The organism is Novacetimonas maltaceti, assembly GCF_002906255.1.
Classification (GTDB): Bacteria; Pseudomonadota; Alphaproteobacteria; order Acetobacterales; family Acetobacteraceae; genus Novacetimonas; species Novacetimonas maltaceti.
Map to the genome: position 1 here is coordinate 1 of NZ_POTC01000007.1, position 19,875 is coordinate 19,875.

Here is a 19,875-nt window from a genome sequence, read left to right on the forward strand (position 1 = left end):
GGCCCCACCAGCGCCCCCGCCGCCCGTGCAGCCCCAGCCGGCGGGGGGACAGCAGCAGGCGCCGCGGCTACAGGCGCGGCAGCCACAGGGGCAGGAGCCGGCGCTGGCGGCGGCGGTGGGGCCGCCGGAGTCTCTGGCGCGGCGGCTGGCGCGGCCATCACCTCGGCCGGTGCGGGCGCAACCGGCGTAGCATCAGGCTGGGGCGCACTCTGGGCTACGACATCGGCGTCGGGCGTGGTCTCGCCCGTTTCCTCTGCCGTCTCCTCATGTTCCAGCTGGTCCAGTCGTTTTTCAACCTGTTTGGGGACCGTTGTCGGCTCGAAGGTGCGATCGACGAACGACCGGTAGGAGTACTGTCCTCCTTCAACGCCAAAAGAACGCAGGACCCGCTGAAAATCCTGCGGACTTTCAGCCTGCCCCCTTCTTCCAGCGACATCATCAGACCCTGAAGCACTCACTTTATAGTCTCCTCTGCCCGTGCGATGTAAACGAGCAGCGTCAACGCTGCAGAATAATAATCGGGCGCGTGATCAAGTGTCGGGAGTTCCCCGGCAGAATCAAGCCCCGTACATTCAGCAACCGCAAGATATCCAGGCGGGGCGTTGTAAGGCGAACGCGCCCCGGTCATCAGATCGACCCACCCCGGCAGGGCATTGGCCCCGAAATTGTTCCAGAAACGGCTGAAATCAGCCAGCACATCCGGTGCAAGCATGTGCGCCCAGTAAAGGTAGAGCGGCACACGAATCGCATCATAGGAGAAGCGCGGCGGCCATCCCTGCGCGATCGACAGCGCACCGGTGGCGCGGTTGACCGCCAGCCAGTCGGGCGGCAGGCGCCATTGCCCGAAACGCCCGGCGGCGACCAGGCGCAGGCCGTCCTGCATGACCGTGCGCCAGCGCGGGTCCGCCGTCAGGTCGAACGCCTGCAGCAGCGAAGGCATCACGTAATAGGACAGGTTGAGGATCACGCTGTCCTTTTTGACGAACCCGGTCTTGCCGGGCATCAGGACGACATACGGCCCCACCTTCATCGTCATCAGGTTCACGACATCGCCGTAGATGGCCATCGCATCCTGAATGAAATCGGGACGCTTGAACCGCTTGCCCGCGCGGCCCAGCGCCAGCGCGATCAGCAGGTCACCGTCGGTCGCGTTGTTCTTGTCCGGCACGGCCGGCTGATGCCCGCTGAGGTAGCGCCACGAAAACAGCTTGTCGTCGGTATGCTGCAGGTTGGTGCGCGCCCACATCCAGATTGCCTCGAACGAGGCGAGGTCGCCCGCCGCCGCGGCGAACAGCATGCCGTAGCCCTGCCCCTCGCTGTGGGATTCGCCACCATTGCCCGTGTCGATGACACGCCCGCCGGGACGCAGGTACTTGCTGCGGAAGATGGCCCACTGCTGCGCGACCGCATCGGGGGCGGCGTCATCCGCAAAGGCGTTGCCGGATGAAAGCATCTGCGCACCCCCCGCTGCTGCCATGATCGACATAAAGGAACGCCGCCCGACCCCGCCTGCAGCCGGAGAATTGTTTTCTTCAGTCATCATGGAAATCAACTGCATCAGACCTTACATATCCCCAAAGACGCACACTCAAGGCACGACACGACACACAAACCGGCCACCGGCACCGCATGACCATGGCGGGCGACGACCTCTTTCCCGCAACAGGTCCGCGCACGGCCCCACAACTCGCGAAACAGATCCGGACCAGATACGGCGCAATTCCCGAAAAGCATCCCCGATCGTGGATTTACTTGGGATATTGCCTGCACCGCACTCCGATCATAATCATCACCCCGTCCTTGGCAAACAATGGCAAAGCCCATGCCACGATACGGTCCGACGGAAGTTGTAATTTTATCACAAGCCCCGATCCTCCCGTTCCCGCACCATGCCGGAACCCGCATCGGGGACCTTCCCTCGCCAGGGCAGGCGTTGCCTGAAAAAACCAGACATCCCCACACCCGAAAGCTTAAGTCGGTGTAATAATATTCTTACGTTCGAAGAAAATTGGAAACCCGAAAGATATTTAAAATTTCAATTCGGGTTGACGCAGATCAATGACAGTCATCCGCCCGCAAATGAGCGGCGTGTCAATTTTGCATTATATTTACATCTTTACGGACCACAATCGAAAACAACAGGGCAGGAACCTGAAAAAGGCAAGTAAATCGCCTTTCCGCCCCATCCCTGTGCCCCGCAGGCATGTCCCGCCGCAGTTTACGGCAGGGTTTTGTCAAGGGTGACGTCGCCAGTCATGAACAACCGCCGCATCATGTCGTCGCGCGCGGACATCTTCAGGATATCGGCCAGCGTCCAGCGGTCCAGCACCTCCATGAACGCATCAAGCGCGGTGCCAAGGACGAAGTAGAACTGGCAGAACCCGCTCAGCACGCAATCCTCGGCCTCGCTCTTGGGGCGCATGCAGGACACCAGCTGCCGCTCTTCTTCCGTCAGGCGCACGACCGCGCCGATCCGGATCTCGTCCGCTGGCTGCCCCAGTTCGATCCCGCCGCCACGGCCGCGCACCGTGCGGATCAGGCCCGCCCGCCCCAGCTTGTGGACGACCTTGACCATATGGGTCTCAGACACCCTGTTGGCCTGCGCCACCTCACGTATCGAAACGCGCGTGTCGGGACGCAGCGCAACGTAAAGCAGAACCCGGAGGGCATAATCGGTATGCAGGGTCAAACGCATCTAATCTGTTCGCATCTTCCGAAATGAAGGCGGGATCCAGTCATATGGCGTAATGACAGCCATATTCTGTCCCTGAAGCGTAAAAAGCGATAATATTCCATACCCTACAGAAAAAAGCTTCCGCTATATTTTAATATAATACCTATTTTGTTTTTCTATATATGTTGCGCGCGCCTGAACACCCCTGAACAACGCCGGCCATACTGGGAAATGTTGGGACTGAAACCGACCCCGTGAAATGCCGGATCAGCGCCTGGCGTGCGATCCGGACTGCGGGCAGTGCCGCAAGGCTGCAAAACGGGCCAGCATATACAGAAGACTGAGCAGTAAAGAGAAAGGCACAGACATGCCATTGGCCGTGCAGAAACCTGCTGCAGAACCAATGGCGTCCCGTACGGGATTCGAACCCGTGTTGCCGCCGTGAGAGGGCGGTGTCCTAGGCCTCTAGACGAACGGGACAGGGCCGAAGGCGCTTCTAGAGGATTGCGGCCAGCGACACAAGCGGACAACTCCCCCAAAATGCGATCTGTGTGCTTTTTTCTTTCACGCCCCTGCCTGGCCGCGGGTTTCAGGGCGAAACCTGCAGTCGCCCGATGATGCGGTTATGCGCAAGATCCCAGATGATGACACGATCCGCGCCGCCGCCCGTCAGCGCCACCGCCAGCATCGTATCGCCCTGCCGCGCCAGCGAGGTGACATGCGTGCCCGCCGGTTCGTCAAGCACCAGCCGCCCCAGATCCTGTGGCAGCACCGCCTGCGTGCCCGTGGCGGCCGCAACCTGCGCCGGATCGGGCGTGCCGCTGTCGCGGGGATGCGAAATCCGGTGCACCAGCACACCCACCAGAACCAGCGATCCCACCGCCAGCAGAACCCCCATGCCGATCACCGCCGCAAGCAGCGCGCGCGATCCCTGTTTTTCCATCGTGTGCTTTCCGTTTCCGAACGCGAGTTTTTCCATTACATGGACGCCCCATGACCCAAGACATCCAGCCTGCCCCCGTCATTGCCACCGTCGGGGATGCAGGGCAACGCACCGACCGCTTCATGGCCGACACGATCGGCACATTGTCGCGTTCGCGCATCAAGTCCCTGATGGAAGCCGGGCACCTGCTGCGCGATGGCGTGGTGCTGCGCGACCCGGCCGACCCGGTGCGCGCGGGCATGCGCTATGAACTGCGGGTGCCCGCCGCCGCCCCGGCCACGCCACAGGGGCAGGACATCGCGCTCGACGTGCTGTTCGAGGACCGCGACCTGATCGTCATCGACAAGCCGGCAGGGCTGGTGGTGCATCCCGCGCCGGGGAACGAGGACGGGACGCTGGTCAACGCGCTGCTGGGCCATTGTGGCGACAGCCTGACGGGCATTGGCGGGGAACGCCGTCCGGGCATCGTGCACCGGCTGGACAAGGACACGTCGGGCGTCATGGTGGCGGCCAAGACCGAACTTGCGCACCAGGCGCTGTCCGCCGCCTTCGCCAGCCGCGATATCGAGCGCGCGTACCAGGCGGTGTGCTGGGGCGTGCTGACGCCCACCGCCGGGTCGTTCGAGGGCGCGATCGGGCGCGACCGGCGCGACCGCAAGCGCATGGCCGTCATCAGCAATGGCGGGGGCAAGCATGCCCTGACGCATTACCGCACGCTCGATGCCTTCCACGGCAGCCTCAGCCATGTCGAATGCAAGCTCGCGACCGGGCGCACGCACCAGATCCGGGTGCATTTCGCCCATGCCGGGCACGCGCTGGTGGGCGACCCGACCTACCTGCGGCGCATTCCCGCCGCGGCACGCGGCCTGCCGGCCGACGCCCGCGCCGCCGCGCTCGACTTCCCGCGCCAGGCGCTGCATGCCGCCCGCCTTGGCTTCGTGCATCCACGCACGGGCGAGCATCTCCTGTTCGAGACGCAGCCCCCCCGCGACTTCCAAGACCTGCTTGCCGCGATTGGCTGATATTAAGGCGGTTTAATGCGCCTTTCCTTGACGCAACGGGGAATGGACAGTATCGCTTGGAACTGTTCGCCGGGGCCGACGCCCCCAGGCTAACTGGACGTCCTGCACGAGATCGCCCATTCCGGGGATGTCCTGTGGGGACGACAACAAGTCCAGTCGTGCGTCTCTCGGAAAACGGCTGCAACCCGTCGGTCGCCTGCTCGTTACAGACTGACCCGCCAGCTTGTTTATCCGGACACAGGAGTCCGATTCTGATGGCCTCTTCTTCCGCAATTCTATCCGGTCCCGAAAACAACCTGTCAAAGTATCTTCGGGATATCCGCAAATTTCCGATGCTCTCCCCCGAGGAAGAGCTGAAACTGTCGCGCCTGTGGAAGGAAAAGGGCGACACGGAAGCAGCACATAAACTGGTTACCTCCCACCTGCGCCTGGTGGCGAAGATCGCGATGGGCTATCGCGGCTATGGCCTGCCGGTGGGCGAACTGATCAGCGAAGGCAACATCGGCATGATGCAGGCCGTGCGCCGTTTCGATCCCGAACGCGGGTTCCGCCTGGCCACATATGCCATGTGGTGGATCCGCGCCGCAATTCAAGAATATATCCTGCACAGCTGGTCGCTGGTGAAGATCGGCACCACGGCTGCGCAGAAAAAGCTGTTCTTCAACCTGCGTCGCCTCAAGGGGCAGATGCAGGCCATCGACGATGGCGACCTGCAGCCCGAACAGGTGGACAAGATCGCCAAGTCGCTGGGCGTTCCGGAACAGGATGTCGTCAACATGAACCGGCGGCTGTCCGCCCCGGATCACAGCCTGAACGCCCCCCTGCGCACCGACAGCGAGGGGGAATGGCAGGACTGGCTGGTGGATGATCACGACAATCAGGAACAGACCCTTGCCGAGAGCGAGGAATATTCCGGGCGCAAGGCGCTGCTGGCCAATGCGATGCAGTCCCTGAACGAGCGGGAACGCCATATCCTGACCGAACGCCGCCTGAAGGACGACCCGGCGACCCTCGAAGACCTGTCGCACGTCTACAACATCTCGCGCGAGCGGGTGCGCCAGATCGAGGTCCGCGCCTTTGAAAAGGTGCAGAACGCGATGAAGGCCGAAGTCGCCGCCCGGCGCGAGGAACATGAAAAGGCCCAAAAGGGCTAAACAACGCTGGCGGAACAATGAAAAACGGCCCGGAAGAGCAATCCTCCGGGCCGTTTTCATTATGTTACTGAAATTAACAAAAGTTTTTGGTGAAGCTTTTTTCAAAAAGCTTCAAAGAACGTCGCCTTTTTAAAAAAAGGCGACACCCAAAAACTTTTATTCTTCTTCCTCAATCCTCGAACGGGTCGCGCATCAGGATCGTGTCGTCACGTTCCGGGCTGGTGGACAGCAGGGTGACCGGCGCCTCCACCAGTTCCTCGATCCGGCGGACATACTTGATCGCCTGCGCGGGCAGGTCCGCCCAGGAGCGCGCGCCATGGGTCGTGCCTTCCCAGCCTTCCATCGTCTCGAACACCGGGCGGATACGCGCCTGTGCCGCAGGGGCGGAGGGGAAATGCGTGGTCCTGACCCCGTCAAGTTCATAACCGACGCAGATGCTGATCTCCTTGAGGCCATCGAGCACGTCGAGCTTCGTCAGCGCCAGTCCGTTCACACCACCAACGCGCACGGCACGGCGCACCAGCACGGCATCAAACCAGCCACAGCGGCGCGGACGCCCGGTGACGGTGCCGAATTCATGCCCGCGCTCACCCAGCGTGCGGCCCATTTCATCATGCAGTTCGCTGGGGAACGGCCCCTCACCCACGCGGGTGGTATAGGCCTTGGCAATGCCAAGCACGAAGCCGACGGAGGTCGGGCTGACGCCGCTGCCGGTGCCCGCATTGGCCGCGACCGTGTTGGAGCTTGTGACATACGGGTAGGTCCCGTGGTCCACATCGAGCATGACGGCCTGCGCGCCTTCGAACAGGATGCGCGACCCGGCGCGGCGGCTGTCGTCGAGCAGGTCCCACACCGGGGCCATGAACGGCAGCACGCGCGGCGCGATACCGGTCAGGAACGCCATCAGTTCGTCCTTGGTGAAGGTCTCGGCCCCCAGTCCACGCAGCAGCGTGTTGTGGTGCAGCAGCAGTTCGTCGAGCTTCCAGTCCAGCGTCTCCGGCTCCGCAAGGTCGCACAGGCGGATCGCGCGGCGCGCCACCTTGTCCTCGTATGCGGGGCCGATGCCACGGCCGGTCGTGCCGATCTTGCGCTTGCCGCGCGCGGCCTCACGCGCACGGTCAAGCGCGCCATGCACCGGCAGGATCAGCGGCGCGTTCTCCGCGATCTTCAGCGTGTCGGGCGTGACCTTCAGGCCCTGCGCCGTCACGCGGTCGATTTCCTTGAGCAGCGCTTCGGGATCAACGACAACGCCGTTGCCGATCACGCCCGTCTTGCCGCGCACCAGCCCCGAAGGCAGCAGCGACAGCTTGTAGGTCTGATCGCCCACCACCAGCGTATGCCCGGCATTGTGGCCACCCTGGAACCGCACGACGATGTCCGCGCGGCTGGCCAGCCAGTCAACGATCTTGCCCTTGCCCTCGTCACCCCACTGGGTGCCGATAACGGTGACGTTGGACATGTACTGCTCCTCGCTCTGCTTCCCTGACGATCCGGATGCGCATCGTCAGGTGCGACCGGAAGGAAATCCATGATGATGAAAGAAAAAACTCAGCCCGCCTGGGCCGCGCCCTGCACCGGCTCCAGCTTGCCGCCAACCGCGACGAAGGCGCAGCCAAGGCGGTGTGCCTCCGCCGCCGGATCGGCAATCTCGCCCAGGGCCGCGACCGTCGCATAACCCTGCGCACGCAGGGCCTGCCCCACGCGCGGGTCCATCCCCCACGGCACGAACACCCGCATGCGCCGCGCACGCGGCGGGGCCACGCGCAGGATCACGTCCGGCCGCAACGTCAGCCCGCAGGCGGGTTCATCGTCATTGGAACGATAACGCCCGCCCCGGCCAAGTTCCTCCTGCCGGCCCAGCGCATAAACACTGACGCACACGCCGGTATGGTACTGCCATCCGCGGAATTCGACCGGGTCGACCGTCAGGCGGATGCCCGGCACGCGCTTTTCGATGGCCGCGACCGTCGCCGCCAGACGGTCGCTGTGCACGCGCGCGGCATCGGGCAGGCTGACACGCGACAGGACATCAAGCGCACGATGCGCAGGCCCCGCCGCATGCAGAAGCTCCGTCAGCACGGGGGCCAGCGCGCCGCCATGCCGCGCCACGGCGGCCGCGTCCTTGCGATCGAGCGCGCGCAGCAGAGCGGAACGGGCGGTGGGTGTCAGCCCTTCCGTCGCCAGCAGCGCGGTCGTCAGCGGCGGCATCGTCAGGTCGAAGGAGACATGCGGCACGCCAAGCACCTGCAGCGCCTCCGCGCCAAGGGCCACGATCTCCGCATCCGCGACGGGGGTATCAGGGCCGATCAGTTCAATGCCTGCCTGCAGGATCTGCCGGTCGGTATCGCGCGCAGGCCCGCCCATCATCACGCAGGCCCCGGCATAGGACAGGCGCAGCGGGCGCGGTTCATGTGCCAGGCGCGTGGCGGCGATGCGTGCGATCTGCGGCGTCATGTCGGGACGCAGCGCCATCATCCGGCGCGTGTCGGGGTCCATCAGGCGGAAGGTCTGTTCCGCGACTGCCGCCCCGGACCCCGTCAGCATCGTCTCCTCGAATTCCAGCAGCGGCGGCGAAACCCGGTCATAGCCATGGGTGGCGAACACCCGCATCAGGGTTTCCAGCCCGCTGGCCTCCGCCTCTGCCGCGGGGGGCAGCACATCGACGAAGCCGGCAGGCAGCAGCGCGGGATTGAGGGGCGGATCATCCGTCATGGTTCGGGCCTATGGTCTTGGCGTGCGCGCATCAGGCGGCAGGACGCGGCGCATCGCGCCACGCACACGGGGGCGAAAAGGGATCAGATATAGGTCGCGCGGACCTGCGCATGCGCCCAGTCGAGCCACGGCACGACCGCCGCAAGGTCCGAGGATTCCACCGTCGCCCCACCCCACAGGCGCAGGCCCGGCGGCGCATCGCGGTAGCTGCCGACATCCATCGCGACACCTTCGGCCGCCAGCAGCGCGACGATTTCCCGCGCGGCCTTCGTCTGCGTTTCATGGTCCAGCGCCGTGAACCACGGCGCCACGATGCGCAGGCAGATGGCCGTGCTGGAACGATGGCGCGGCGACGTGGCAAGGAACGACGCCCAGTCGCTGCGTGCCTCCCACGCCTCGATCACGGCGAGGTTGGCGCGGCTGCGCGCGATCAGCCCCTTCAGCCCGCCGACCTGCTCCGCCCAGCGCAGGCCGTCGAGCGCGTCCTCCACACACAGCATGGAGGGCGTGTTGATCGTATCGCCGCGGAAGATGCCCTCGATCAGGCCGTTCTTGTTCGTCAGGCGGAAAATCTTGGGCAGCGGGCGTGGCGCAGGCTGCGAGGTCAGGCGTTCGACCGCGCGCGGCGACAGGGCGAGCATGCCGTGCGCGGCCTCCCCGCCCAGCACCTTCTGCCACGACCATGTCACGACATCGAGCCTGTCCCACGGCAGGTCCATCGCGAACGCAGCCGATGTCGCGTCACAGATCACCAGCCCCTCACGTTCGGCGGGGATGGCGTCGCCATCGGCAAAACGCGCGCCCGATGTCGTGCCGTTCCATGTCAGGACCACGTCACGCGACCAGTCCACCTCGGCAAGGTCGGGCACTTCCCCATACCCCGCCTTCAGGACGCGGGCATCGGGAAGCTGGAGCTGCGCGATGATGTCATTGGCCCATGTGGCCGAAAAGCTTTCGAATGCGAGGACATCGACCGGGCGCGGACCCAGCAGCGACCACAGCACCATTTCCACCGCGCCCGTATCGGATGCAGGCACGATCCCCAGCCGCCAGCCCGCCGGCATGCCAAGGATGTCGCGCGAACGGGTAATCACCTCGTTCAGGCGCGCGCGCCCTTCCTTCGAACGATGCGAACGTCCCACCAGCGCCGACGACAGCGCCGCCACGGACCATCCCGGCCGCTTGGCGCAGGGGCCGGAGGAAAAGCACGGATTGAGGGGCCGTGCCGACGGCTTTTCGATCTGGATTTCGGGCAAGGAGAACATCGTCCTGTTCGCAACACGGGCAAAAGGGACAGCGCATCACGACATGGCATGATGCGCCAACTGGTACGAGAGGGGGGATTCGAACCCCCATGCCTTGCGGCGGTCGATTTTGAGTCGACTACGTCTACCGTTCCGTCACTCTCGCATGCTGGCCTGCTTAACAGTAAAACAGGGCCGGTGGCAATTCATCGCGCACCGCGCAGACAGCGCGGCGCACATATCATATCCCGGGCGCAGCCTCCAGTCCCAGCATCAGGGCGATATTCTGGATCGCTGCCCCCGATGCCCCCTTGCCCAGGTTGTCCAGCCGCGCGGTCAGCACCGCCTGGCGATGTGCCTCGTTCACATGCACGCGCAGTTCCATCCGGTCGGTCCCCGCCAGCGTATCGGCGCACAGGCTGTTGCAGGCTTCCGGCACGCTGATGCGGTCGGACCCACGGTAATGCGCCACCAGCGCCGCATGCAGGTCCGCGCCGCGCACATTATGGCCCAGCAGGTCGAGGTGCAGCGGGATGGACACGATCATGCCCTGCGGGAAATGCCCGACCGAGGGGACGAACACCGGCACGCGCGACAGGCCGGAATAGACCTGCGCCTCCGGCAGGTGCTTGTGCTGCAACGCCAGTCCATACAGTTCGAACGCCGGGCCGCCATCGCGCTCGTGCGCCTCGATCATGGTCCGTCCCCCGCCGCTATAGCCGCTGACCGCATTGACGGTAATGGGGTAATCCGCAGGCACCAGACCCGCCGCGACCAGCGGGTGCAGCAGCCCGATGATGCCCGTGGGATAACAGCCCGGATTGGCGACGCGCGGGGCGGTGCGGATGGCCTGCGCCTGCTGCGCGCGCATTTCGGGGAAGCCATAGACCCATCCGGGCGCCGTGCGGAACGCCGTGCTGGCGTCGAGGACGCGCGGCGCATGCTGTCCCTGCGCCGCGAGTTCATCGACCATCGCCACCGCATCGCGCGCGGCCGCATCGGGCAGGCACAGCACCACGAGGTCCACCGCAGACATCAGGTCGCGCCGGGCGTCGGGGTCCTTGCGTCGCGCGGCGTCAATGGAGCGCACATCCACCGGCAGCCCCTCAAGGCGCGCGCGGATCCCCAGGCCGGTCGTGCCTGCTTCCCCGTCAATGAATACCGATGGCCGTGCGTGCGTGTTCATATCCCTGTTTCCCGGCAAGATCCGTCCGACATTGCGTGGACTGGCGGACTATACAATCATCACCCGCCGCCGCAACCACAACAGGAGCGCCCGATGCCCGACACCCCGACATCCCCTGCCACATCCCCCATCCCGCCCATGGCCACGACCAATACGCCCGAGGCACGGCAGGCGCTTGGCAGGCTGCTCGACATCATGGCGCGCCTGCGCGATCCCGTGACGGGATGCCCGTGGGACCGGGAGCAGGATTTCGCCACCATCGCCCCCTATGCGATCGAGGAAGCGTATGAAGTGGCCGACACCATCGCGCGGCAGGACTGGGACAGCCTGCCCGACGAACTGGGCGACCTGCTGCTGCAGGTGGTCTATCACGCGCAGATGGCGGCAGAGGCCGGGATGTTCGACTTCGCCACCATCGCGCGCATGATCGGGGACAAGATGGTACGCCGCCATCCCCATGTCTTTAGCAATGCAACGCTGGCGCAGGGCCAGTGGGAGGACGGCAAGGAGCGCGAACGCGCCGCGCGTGACCGGCGGGGGACGCTCGATGACGTGCCGGTCGGCCTGCCTGCCCTGCTGCGCGCGCGCAAGCTGTCGGCACGTGCGGCGCGCGTCGGCTTCGACTGGGACAATGCCGCCGATGTCATGGACAAGGTGGACGAGGAAGTGGCCGAACTGAAGGCTGAACTCGACAGCGGGGACAGGGCGCGGATGCAGGACGAACTGGGCGATGTGCTGTTCACGCTCGCGACGCTGGCACGCAAGCTCGACCTCGACCCCGAAGCCTGCCTGCGTCAGGCCAACGCCAAGTTCACCCGCCGTTTCACGGAAATGGAGCATGACCTCGCCGATCGCGGACTGGCCCTGCGTGATGTCGATGTCGGCGTGATGGAAGAAGGCTGGCAGGTGGTAAAACGGCGCGAACGCGGGGAGATCTGAAAAATCAGAAGTTTTTGGTGAAGCTTTTTCCCAAAAACTTCTATCCGTCTGTTTTCAACCCGGTGTGCTGAACAGCAGGTCACGCAGGGCCTGCCAGCCCGCACGGTCCGGGGCATAGAGCAGGCCGCCATCGCGATCCGTCACGCGGTAGGGGGAGCCATCAAAATGCGCGGAATATCCCCCGGCCTCCTGATGGATCAGCCATCCCGCCAGATGGTCCCATGGCAGGGTGCGGTTGAACAGCAGGAAATGGCATTTCCCATCGACCAGCATCAGGTATTCATGCGCGGCACAGCGGAAATCCCACGACCCCATCACACGCGGCAGGTTGCGTGTCACGGTATCGCGCAGGTCCGGCGCAAGGTAGCGCCATGAGGCATTGCCCGACATCTGCTGCGGCGGCGTGGACGGGGCCACACGCATCGCCCGCCGTCCCCCATCGCGGTCATGCAGCCATGCCCCCTGCCCCCGCGCCGCCACCGCCGCGATATCGCAGACCGGGTCGAGGATGACGCCCCCCACGACTTCGCCATGCGCCACGGCAGACACCATGACGCCAAACAGTGGCACACCGGCAGCATAATTGGCGGTGCCGTCGATCGGGTCGATCACGAAGGCCAACTCCGCCATCCCCAGTCCGGACAGCAGCGCAGGGTTGGCGGCGACGGCTTCCTCCCCCACCACCAGCGCATCAGGATACAGGTCGCGCAGGGCACGGGTGATGGCGCGTTCCGCGGCCTCATCCGCCGCCGTCACGACATCAAGCGCGGAGGTCTTGGCACGGATGTCCGCATGGTCCAGGCGCCGGAACCGCGACATGACCTCGCTGCGCGCGGCATCGCGCATCAGGCCGAGGACCGTTTCCATGTCCGCAATGCCAATCCGGTCCGCCATTTCCCGTTCCTCCCTGCCCTGCATGCCATGACCATGCACAGGACAGCCATGGCCCCGCCACGGCCCAAACGCCACCCCCATGCCGGTCACACAACAGTCATCGAAAGGGGAGCCGTTTCAAAAATCAAAAGTTTTTGGTGAAGCTTTTTTCAAAAGGCTTCAAAGAACATCGCCTTTTTGAAAAAAGGCGACACCCAAAAACTTTTATAACTTTAATATCAATATGTTACTTGAACGCAATCTCTCAACTGTCCAGACAGGTGACGCCAGCGGCATGCTGCATCTCGAACCGCGCACGATTGGCAGGCGACAGGCGCACGCGCATGTCCACCGCGTCCTCATGGTCCGTGCGCTCGATCACCTCGCCATGTTCATACAGCCACGCCATCGCCGCGCCATCGGCGGGCGGCACACGGTAATGCACCAGTTCCATCGCATGCGTCAGGCGTTCATCAATGGCGGCAAGCAGGTCAGGCAGGCCATCGCCGGTCATCGCGGAAATGACGATCGCGCCAGGACGCGCGCCCACCGCCTCGCGCCCGCCCATCAGGTCGGCCTTGTTCAGCACCTCGATCACCCGCGACTGCCAGTCGGGTTCGATCGTGCCGCTGTGGGCCATGCCCTCAAGCACCTCGATCACATCGGCGCGCTGGGCCGCCGTTTCGGGGTGGGAGGCATCGCGCACATGCAGGATGATGTCGGCCTCCGCCACCTCCTCGAGCGTCGCGCGGAAGGCGGCGATCAGTTCGGTCGGCAGGTCGCTGATGAAGCCCACCGTATCCGACAGGATGATCTGGCGTCCCGACGGCAGGCGGATGCCGCGCATCGTGGGATCAAGGGTCGCGAACAACTGGTCCTGCGCATACACGCTGGCCCCGGTAAGCGCGTTGAACAGCGTGGACTTGCCCGCATTGGTGTAGCCGACAAGGGCGACGACAGGGAACGGCACGCGCTTGCGCGCCTGACGGTGCAGGCCGCGCGTGCGGCGCACCTGCTCGAGTTCACGCTTGAGGCGCACGATACGGTCGCCGATCATGCGGCGGTCGGCCTCGATCTGTGTTTCGCCCGGTCCGCCGAGGAAGCCGAAGCCACCGCGCTGGCGTTCCAGATGGGTCCATGTGCGCACGAGGCGGCTGCGCTGGTATTCCAGATGCGCAAGTTCGACCTGAAGCGAGCCTTCCTTCGTCGCGGCGCGTTCGCCGAAGATGTCGAGGATCAGCGCCGTCCGGTCGATGACCTTGCAGCCAAGCGCGCGTTCAAGGTTGCGCTGCTGCACCGGGGTCAGGCGGGAATCGATGATGACGACGGTAATGTTGTCCGCCCGCACGGTCGCATGCAGCGACTCGACCTGCCCACTGCCCAGCAGGGTGGCGGGCCGGCGCGTGCGCAGCAGCAGCACCGCCTTGCAGATGATGACCAGCCCGATGGAAGCGGCAAGTCACACGGCCTCTTCCAGCCGGGCTTCGGCGGCGCGGCTTTCATCCTGCCGGTCGGGACGTTCCCATGGCAGGATGACGGCGGCGCGCGTCATGACCGGTCCGGGCGCCGATGTCACAGGAATTCGCCGCTACCGGCCATGGGGGCGGCATCCTCGCCCTCGGCGGCGGGGGGTTCGAACAGGGTGACGGTACTTGCCGGCATCACCGTGCTGATCGCGTGCTTGTAGACCAACTGCGTATGCCCATCACGGCGCAGCAGGACGGAGAAATTGTCGAACCATGTGATGATTCCCTGCAGCTTTACGCCATTCACAAGGAAAATCGTAACAGGGGTCTTGGATCGACGGACGTGGTTCAGGAAGACATCCTGAACATTCTGCGAAGGGTCTTTTGCCACGGCTGGGCCTTACTTTGTTGCTGTTGGGCGGTTCACACAACATGGGCGCACCCATGTCCGTGCTACGGCGTTGCCACCGTCCGTATCACGGTTCATTGTTTAGCAGGCCTGCGATCATGGGGCAAAATCTCAGGCAGGGTTACGGTCTTCCGATGTCACGCCAAGCTGCTTGAGCTTGCGGTGCAGGGCGCTGCGTTCCATCCCCACGAAACCGGCCGTACGGCTGATGTTGCCGCCAAAACGCAACAACTGCGCCTGCAGGTACTGGGTCTCGAACAGGTCGCGCGCCTCCCGCAGGGGCAGGCCCATCACATCCTCGTCGGAATCGAATTTCAGCAGCGCGGGCGCGCCATCGCCCACCCCCGACGGCAGCATGTCCGCGCGGATCGGGTCGGTCCCGTTGCCCGGCATCATGATCAGCAGGCGTTCCATCAGGTTGCGCAGTTCGCGCACGTTGCCCGGCCATTCGTAATTCTGCAGCGCCGCGATCGCGTCACCCGACAGTTCGCGCAGCGGCAGGCCCGCATTTTCCGCGGCCCGGCGCAGGAACAGGCGCGCAAGGTCGGGAATGTCCTCGCGCCGTTCACGCAGGCCCGGCACGCGCAGCGGCACGACGGCAAGGCGGTAGTACAGGTCCTCGCGGAAGCGGCCGGCGGAAATCTCGGCCTGCAGGTCGCGATTCGTCGTCGCAAGGACGCGCACGTCCACCTTCACCCGGCGTGATCCCCCCAGACGCTCGAACGTCTGGTCCTGCAGGGCGCGCACGATCTTGCCCTGTGTCTCCAGCGGCATGTCCGAGACCTCGTCGAGCACCAGCGTCCCGCCATGGGCACGCTCCAGCACGCCGGTACGACGCCCCGCGCCATCCTCGGTTCCTTCGATGCCGAACAATTCCTCCTCGAAGCGGCCCGGCGCAAGCGTGGCGCAGTTCAGGACGATGAACGGCCCCTCCGCACGGCGCGAACTGGCATGGATCATGCGCGCGGCAACTTCCTTGCCCGCGCCCGCAGCGCCGGAAATCAGCACCCGCGACCCGGTGGGCGCCACGCGGTCGATCTGGTTGCGCACCGCGACGATCGCGGCACTGCGCCCGTCGAGCATCGCCTCCGACCCCGCGCGCAGGCGCAGTTCCGCGTTTTCACGCGCAAGGCGCGACGCCTCCAGCGCGCGACGCACCACGACAAGCAGGCGGTCCGACTGGAAAGGCTTTTCGATAAAGTCGTACGCCCCGTGCTGGAGCGCCGCAACGGCGGTCTCGATCGTGCCATGACCCGAGATCATGACAACCGGCACGGAGGGTTCTTCCTTGTGGAAGACATTGAGGATCCCCAGCCCGTCAAGGCGTGATCCCTGCAGCCACACATCGAGGATGACAAGCGACGGGCGACGTTCGCGAAAGGCGCTGATGGCGGAATCGGCATCGCCTGCCAGCCGTGTCTCGTATCCCTCGTCGCTCAGGATTCCCTCGATAAGCAGCCTTATGTCAGGCTCGTCATCGACGATCAGGATTTCATGTCCCATGGTCGTCCTTTATCGGCAAAATCAACGTCGAAACAGCTCCCCTACCTTCGGGACAATCTTCTAGACCTACACTGCCCCCATGGTCTTCCAGAATCTTCTTGACGATTGCAAGACCCAGACCCGTGCCCTTGGGCTTGTGCGTCACATAGGGCTCCGTCAGGCGGGTGCGGTCTTCCACCGGCAACCCGATCCCGTCATCCGCAACCGACAGGCGCACGACGCCATGCCCGCATGACAGGTCAAGGCGGATCGTCCCGGCAATGCCATCGTCGCCATGCGCAGCATCCCCTTCTTTGGGGCGCATGGCAATGGCGTCGGCGGCATTCTGCAGAAGGTTTGTCAGCGCCTGCCCGATCAGGCGACGGTCGCATTCGACCATCGGCCCGCGATCCGGCAGGTTGACCACGTAACGGATTTCGGGATGCGCGCTGCGTTGCAGGATCAGGGTCTCGCGGATGATACGCGAAAAATCCTCGTCGCGCATCACCGGCTGGGGCATGCGTGCGAACGCGGAAAATTCATCGACCATGCGCCCGATATCGCCCACATGGCGCACGATCGTGTCCACACATTGCGAAAATGTGTCCGGGTCGGAGGAGATTTCACGCAGGAACCGCCGCTTCAGCCGCTCCGCCGCCAGCTGGATCGGGGTCAGCGGATTCTTGATCTCGTGCGCGATGCGACGCGCCACGTCCGCCCACGCCGCCTTGCGCTGCGCCACCTGCAGCGCCGTGATGTCGTCGAACGTCACGACATAGCCGTCGGCCACGTCGCCGGTCACGCTGCTCTGAATTTCCGCGCCGATACGTACCAGCAGCGTGCACGAACGCGTGCCCGCGACCACATGCACCTCATCGGTCAGTTCGCGGTTCACGCCGCGCGCCACCTGTTCCAGCATGGGCGCGAATTCCGGCACCACATCCACCAGCCGCCCCCCCACCGCGTCATTGAGGTCACGGTGGAGCAGCACGCTGGCCGCGCGGTTGGGCAGTTCGATGACCTGATGGGAATCGAGCCCGATCACCCCCGCCGACACCCCCGACAGCACGGCCTCGGTAAAGCGGCGGCGCTCGTTGATCTGGGTGGAGGCGTTCATCAGTTCGGTGCGCTGGGTCGAAAGCTGGTCGGTCATGCGGTTAAACGCGCGTGACAGGCTGGAGACCTCGTCATCGCCATCGCCTTCGGGCACGCGTGAGGCGAGGTCGCCGCGGCTGACCCGTTCGGACGCCAGGATCAGCAGGCTGAGCGGACGCACGATCTGTGTCGCCAGCACCAGCCCGATCAGGATGGCCGCCCCCAGCACGAGGATCGCGACAAGCGCGAAGATCAGCACGAAGGTGAACTGGATCTTCGCGCGGTTGCGGTTGAGGCGCTGGTAATCGCTGACCACGCTTTCGGTCTTGCGCATGTGGCCAAGGATGTCGGGGTCCACCGGGCGGGAGATCATCAGCATCAGCGGCGGCGTATCACCAAGGGAGATGACCGCGCGCACCGTCTTTTCATCCGGGGAATCGAGGATGGCGATATCGTTGGTCCGCGCCATCAGCGTCGCGGCTGGCGGCGGCAGGTCCTGGCGGTATCCCGAATGTCCCATCAGCCCGCCGGAGGCGACGACGGTATTGGTGATCGGGTCATAGATGACCGCCATGTTCAGCCCGCGCAGCGTCGCCTGCGAATCCAGGATCTGCCCCAGCGCGTCGGGATCGCGCATCAGGTCGGTCCCGTTGCCGAGCAGCCCGCTCTGCGCGCTGACGAGGTAGTTGGCGAGCGAGAACGCCTCCGTGCGGATATTGGCGTTATGTTCCTGCAGGTATCCGCGCGATGCCTCCAGCGCCTCGTTCAGGGCGGTGTTGACGCGGTCGCTGAACCAGATCTGGATGCCGTAGTGGAAGAAGATCGCCGCGAACACGCCCACAACGATGGTCGGCGCGACCGCGACAATGCCAAACAGCGTCATCAGCCGCACATGCAGCCGCGCGCCAGCCAGCCCGCTGCGCCGTTCGGCCAGCATCCGCCCCACCTGTTCCGTCAGCGCGGTTGCCAGCAGCAGCAGCACGAGGAAATTGAGGATGAAGATCAGCGCCTCGATCTGCGGGTGGCGCGCAAGCGACATCCCCCCCGACAGCACGACGAACGTCGCAACCCCGAGGCACAGCGCCAGCAGCACCAGCAGGAGCGAGACATTGCGCCGCACCAGCAGGTCCAGCCCGCGCCGCACCAGCCCATGCGCGCCATTGAGGTCGCCACCCGTTCCCGACATGGGTCAGCCACCACCGCGCACGACGGGAATGTCGAGGTCGCGTATCTTCTTGCGCAGCGTGTTGCGGTTCAGCCCCAGCATCGCCGCCGCCTTGATCTGGTTGCCGCGCGTGGCCGACAGCGTCATGGTGATGAGCGGGCGTTCGACCTCCGCGATCACCTTGTCATAGATGTCATGCAGCGGCATGCCGTCCTGCCCGGTTTCAAGGAAATGGCGGATGTGCCGCCCCACCGCGTCCGACAGCGTCTCGTTATCACGGGGCACGCCTTCCGCCGCCGGGGTGGACATGGCCTGCGCCTCCGCCAGTTCATGCTCGATCAGGTCCGCGCCCAGCGTCTCCTGCGGATACAGCGCATTGAGCCTGCGCATCAGGTTTTCAAGCTCGCGCACGTTCCCCGGCCAGCGATAGGCCTGCAGGGGCGCGATCGCCGCGTCGTCGAGCATTTTCGCCGGCGTCCCGTCCTCCTGGCAGGCATTGAGGAAATGCCGCGCCAGCAGGGGGATGTCCTCCACCCGTTCACGCAGCGGCGGCAGGCGCATCGGCACGACGTTGAGGCGGTAGTACAGGTCCTCGCGGAATGTGCCGGCCCGGATCGCCTGGCGCAGGTCGCGATGGGTGGCAGCGATGATGCGCACGTTCGCCTGCACCGGCTGCACGCCGCCCACGGTCGTGAATTCCCCATCCTGCAGCACGCGCAAAAGCCGCGTCTGCGCCTCTGGCGGCATGTCCCCGATCTCGTCAAGGAACAGGGTGCCGCCCGCCGCCTGCTCGAACCGTCCGGCGACGCGACTGGTCGCCCCCGCGAACGCGCCGCGTTCATGGCCGAACAGTTCGCTTTCGATCATGTCGCGCGGGACGGCGGCCATGTTGATCGCGACGAACGGCCCGGCGCGGCGGCGGCCATATTCATGCAGCGCGCGCGCGACGAGTTCCTTGCCCGTGCCGCTCTCGCCCGAGATCATGACCGTCAGGTCCGACGTCGTCAGCCGCGCGATGATGCGGTAGATGTCCTGCATCACGACCGAACGCCCGATCAGGGGCATCTGCTCCTCGGGCTGGGCCACGGCGGGCGCGGGCACGACGGTGGCGGGCGTCGCCAGCGCGCGCGCCACCACGGCAAGGACTTCCTTCAGGTCGAACGGCTTGGGCAGGTATTCGAACGCCCCGCGCTGCGTCGCCTGCACGGCCGTCGTCAGCGTGGACTGCGCGCTCATGACCACGACACGCAGGTCGGGCCGCACCCGGCGGATGCGCGGGATCAGGTCCAGCCCGTTGATGTCCGGCATCACGACATCGGTGATGACCAGGTCGCCTTCGCCTTCCTCCACCCACTGCCACAGGGTGGCGGCATGCGCCGTGGCGCGCACCTGGTATCCCGCGCGCCCAAGCGCCTGGCTGAGCACGGTGCGGATGGAACGGTCATCATCGGCAACAAGGATGGTCGGCAGCGACATGGGGGCTTTACAGTCTTTCAGCTTTTCATGGCCCG

General features: G+C 65.0%; 15 protein-coding genes, 2 tRNA genes and 2 pseudogenes. 4 read left to right on the forward strand and 15 right to left on the reverse strand.

Annotated elements, in window-relative coordinates; all coding sequences use genetic code 11:
• Positions 1–190, forward strand: a pseudogene (locus KMAL_RS17165) (hypothetical protein); the annotation flags it as partial.
• A 264-nt stretch (positions 191–454) separates the two neighbouring features.
• Here KMAL_RS17165 and KMAL_RS04085 read toward each other — a convergent pair.
• From KMAL_RS04085 to KMAL_RS04100, 4 genes are all read right to left on the reverse strand, one after another.
• Complete coding sequence (locus tag KMAL_RS04085) at positions 455–1,453, reverse strand: glycosyl hydrolase family 8 (RefSeq protein WP_239019930.1); 999 nt, start codon at positions 1,451–1,453, stop codon at positions 455–457.
• Between the two features lie 765 nt (positions 1,454–2,218).
• Complete coding sequence (locus KMAL_RS04090) at positions 2,219–2,695, reverse strand: RrF2 family transcriptional regulator (protein ID WP_110094494.1); 477 nt, start codon at positions 2,693–2,695, stop codon at positions 2,219–2,221.
• A 383-nt stretch (positions 2,696–3,078) separates the two neighbouring features.
• A tRNA-Glu gene (locus KMAL_RS04095) sits at positions 3,079–3,154 on the reverse strand.
• Between the two features lie 109 nt (positions 3,155–3,263).
• Positions 3,264–3,617, reverse strand: coding sequence for a hypothetical protein (locus tag KMAL_RS04100; protein WP_110094555.1), 354 nt, complete (start codon positions 3,615–3,617; stop codon positions 3,264–3,266).
• A 50-nt stretch (positions 3,618–3,667) separates the two neighbouring features.
• Between KMAL_RS04100 and KMAL_RS04105 the strand changes: the two genes are divergently transcribed.
• Complete coding sequence (locus KMAL_RS04105; protein WP_110094495.1) at positions 3,668–4,639, forward strand: RluA family pseudouridine synthase; 972 nt, start codon at positions 3,668–3,670, stop codon at positions 4,637–4,639.
• Between the two features lie 254 nt (positions 4,640–4,893).
• A complete protein-coding gene (gene rpoH / locus KMAL_RS04110) occupies positions 4,894–5,793 on the forward strand; it encodes an RNA polymerase sigma factor RpoH (RefSeq protein WP_180999738.1) in 900 nt (299 codons plus the stop codon).
• A gap of 169 nt (positions 5,794–5,962) precedes the next feature.
• Here the strand turns inward: rpoH and KMAL_RS04115 are convergent, their stop codons facing one another.
• From KMAL_RS04115 to argC, 5 genes are all read right to left on the reverse strand, one after another.
• Positions 5,963–7,252: an adenylosuccinate synthase gene (locus KMAL_RS04115; protein ID WP_110094496.1), complete on the reverse strand. Its 1,290-nt coding sequence runs from the start codon at positions 7,250–7,252 to the stop codon at positions 5,963–5,965.
• 89 nt (positions 7,253–7,341) lie between these two features.
• Positions 7,342–8,505 (reverse strand): ATP phosphoribosyltransferase regulatory subunit, encoded by a 1,164-nt coding sequence (locus KMAL_RS04120; protein ID WP_110094497.1) that lies wholly within the window; start codon positions 8,503–8,505, stop codon positions 7,342–7,344.
• Positions 8,506–8,588: 83 nt separating this feature from the next.
• Positions 8,589–9,770 (reverse strand): phosphoserine transaminase, encoded by a 1,182-nt coding sequence (locus KMAL_RS04125; RefSeq protein ID WP_110094498.1) that lies wholly within the window; start codon positions 9,768–9,770, stop codon positions 8,589–8,591.
• Between the two features lie 61 nt (positions 9,771–9,831).
• Positions 9,832–9,915: transfer RNA gene (locus tag KMAL_RS04130), tRNA-Leu, on the reverse strand.
• A gap of 75 nt (positions 9,916–9,990) precedes the next feature.
• Positions 9,991–10,935, reverse strand: coding sequence for an N-acetyl-gamma-glutamyl-phosphate reductase (gene argC / locus KMAL_RS04135; protein ID WP_110094499.1), 945 nt, complete (start codon positions 10,933–10,935; stop codon positions 9,991–9,993).
• Positions 10,936–11,073: 138 nt separating this feature from the next.
• Between argC and mazG the strand changes: the two genes are divergently transcribed.
• Positions 11,074–11,874 (forward strand): nucleoside triphosphate pyrophosphohydrolase, encoded by an 801-nt coding sequence (gene mazG / locus KMAL_RS04140; protein WP_110094557.1) that lies wholly within the window; start codon positions 11,074–11,076, stop codon positions 11,872–11,874.
• 54 nt (positions 11,875–11,928) lie between these two features.
• On the opposite strand, the gene KMAL_RS04145 is transcribed toward mazG, so the two are convergent.
• From KMAL_RS04145 to ntrC, 6 genes and pseudogenes are all read right to left on the reverse strand, one after another.
• The gene (locus KMAL_RS04145; RefSeq protein ID WP_110094558.1) at positions 11,929–12,768 is read right to left on the reverse strand and encodes an inositol monophosphatase family protein; all 840 of its coding nucleotides are present in this window, start codon (positions 12,766–12,768) and stop codon (positions 11,929–11,931) included.
• A 244-nt stretch (positions 12,769–13,012) separates the two neighbouring features.
• Positions 13,013–14,299: pseudogene (gene hflX, locus KMAL_RS04150) on the reverse strand (GTPase HflX).
• A gap of 20 nt (positions 14,300–14,319) precedes the next feature.
• Complete coding sequence (gene hfq / locus KMAL_RS04155; RefSeq protein WP_110094500.1) at positions 14,320–14,604, reverse strand: RNA chaperone Hfq; 285 nt, start codon at positions 14,602–14,604, stop codon at positions 14,320–14,322.
• A gap of 129 nt (positions 14,605–14,733) precedes the next feature.
• Positions 14,734–16,125 carry a nitrogen assimilation response regulator NtrX gene (gene ntrX, locus KMAL_RS04160; RefSeq protein WP_110094501.1) on the reverse strand — a complete coding sequence of 464 codons (1,392 nt, stop codon included), beginning with the start codon at positions 16,123–16,125 and terminating at the stop codon, positions 14,734–14,736.
• The gene (locus KMAL_RS04165; protein WP_110094502.1) at positions 16,115–18,385 is read right to left on the reverse strand and encodes a sensor histidine kinase NtrY-like; all 2,271 of its coding nucleotides are present in this window, start codon (positions 18,383–18,385) and stop codon (positions 16,115–16,117) included. The genes ntrX and KMAL_RS04165 overlap by 11 nt, the downstream gene beginning before the upstream one ends.
• A gap of 3 nt (positions 18,386–18,388) precedes the next feature.
• The gene (ntrC, locus tag KMAL_RS04170) at positions 18,389–19,840 is read right to left on the reverse strand and encodes a nitrogen regulation protein NR(I) (RefSeq protein WP_110094503.1); all 1,452 of its coding nucleotides are present in this window, start codon (positions 19,838–19,840) and stop codon (positions 18,389–18,391) included.
• Between the last annotated feature and the right edge of the window lie 35 nt (positions 19,841–19,875).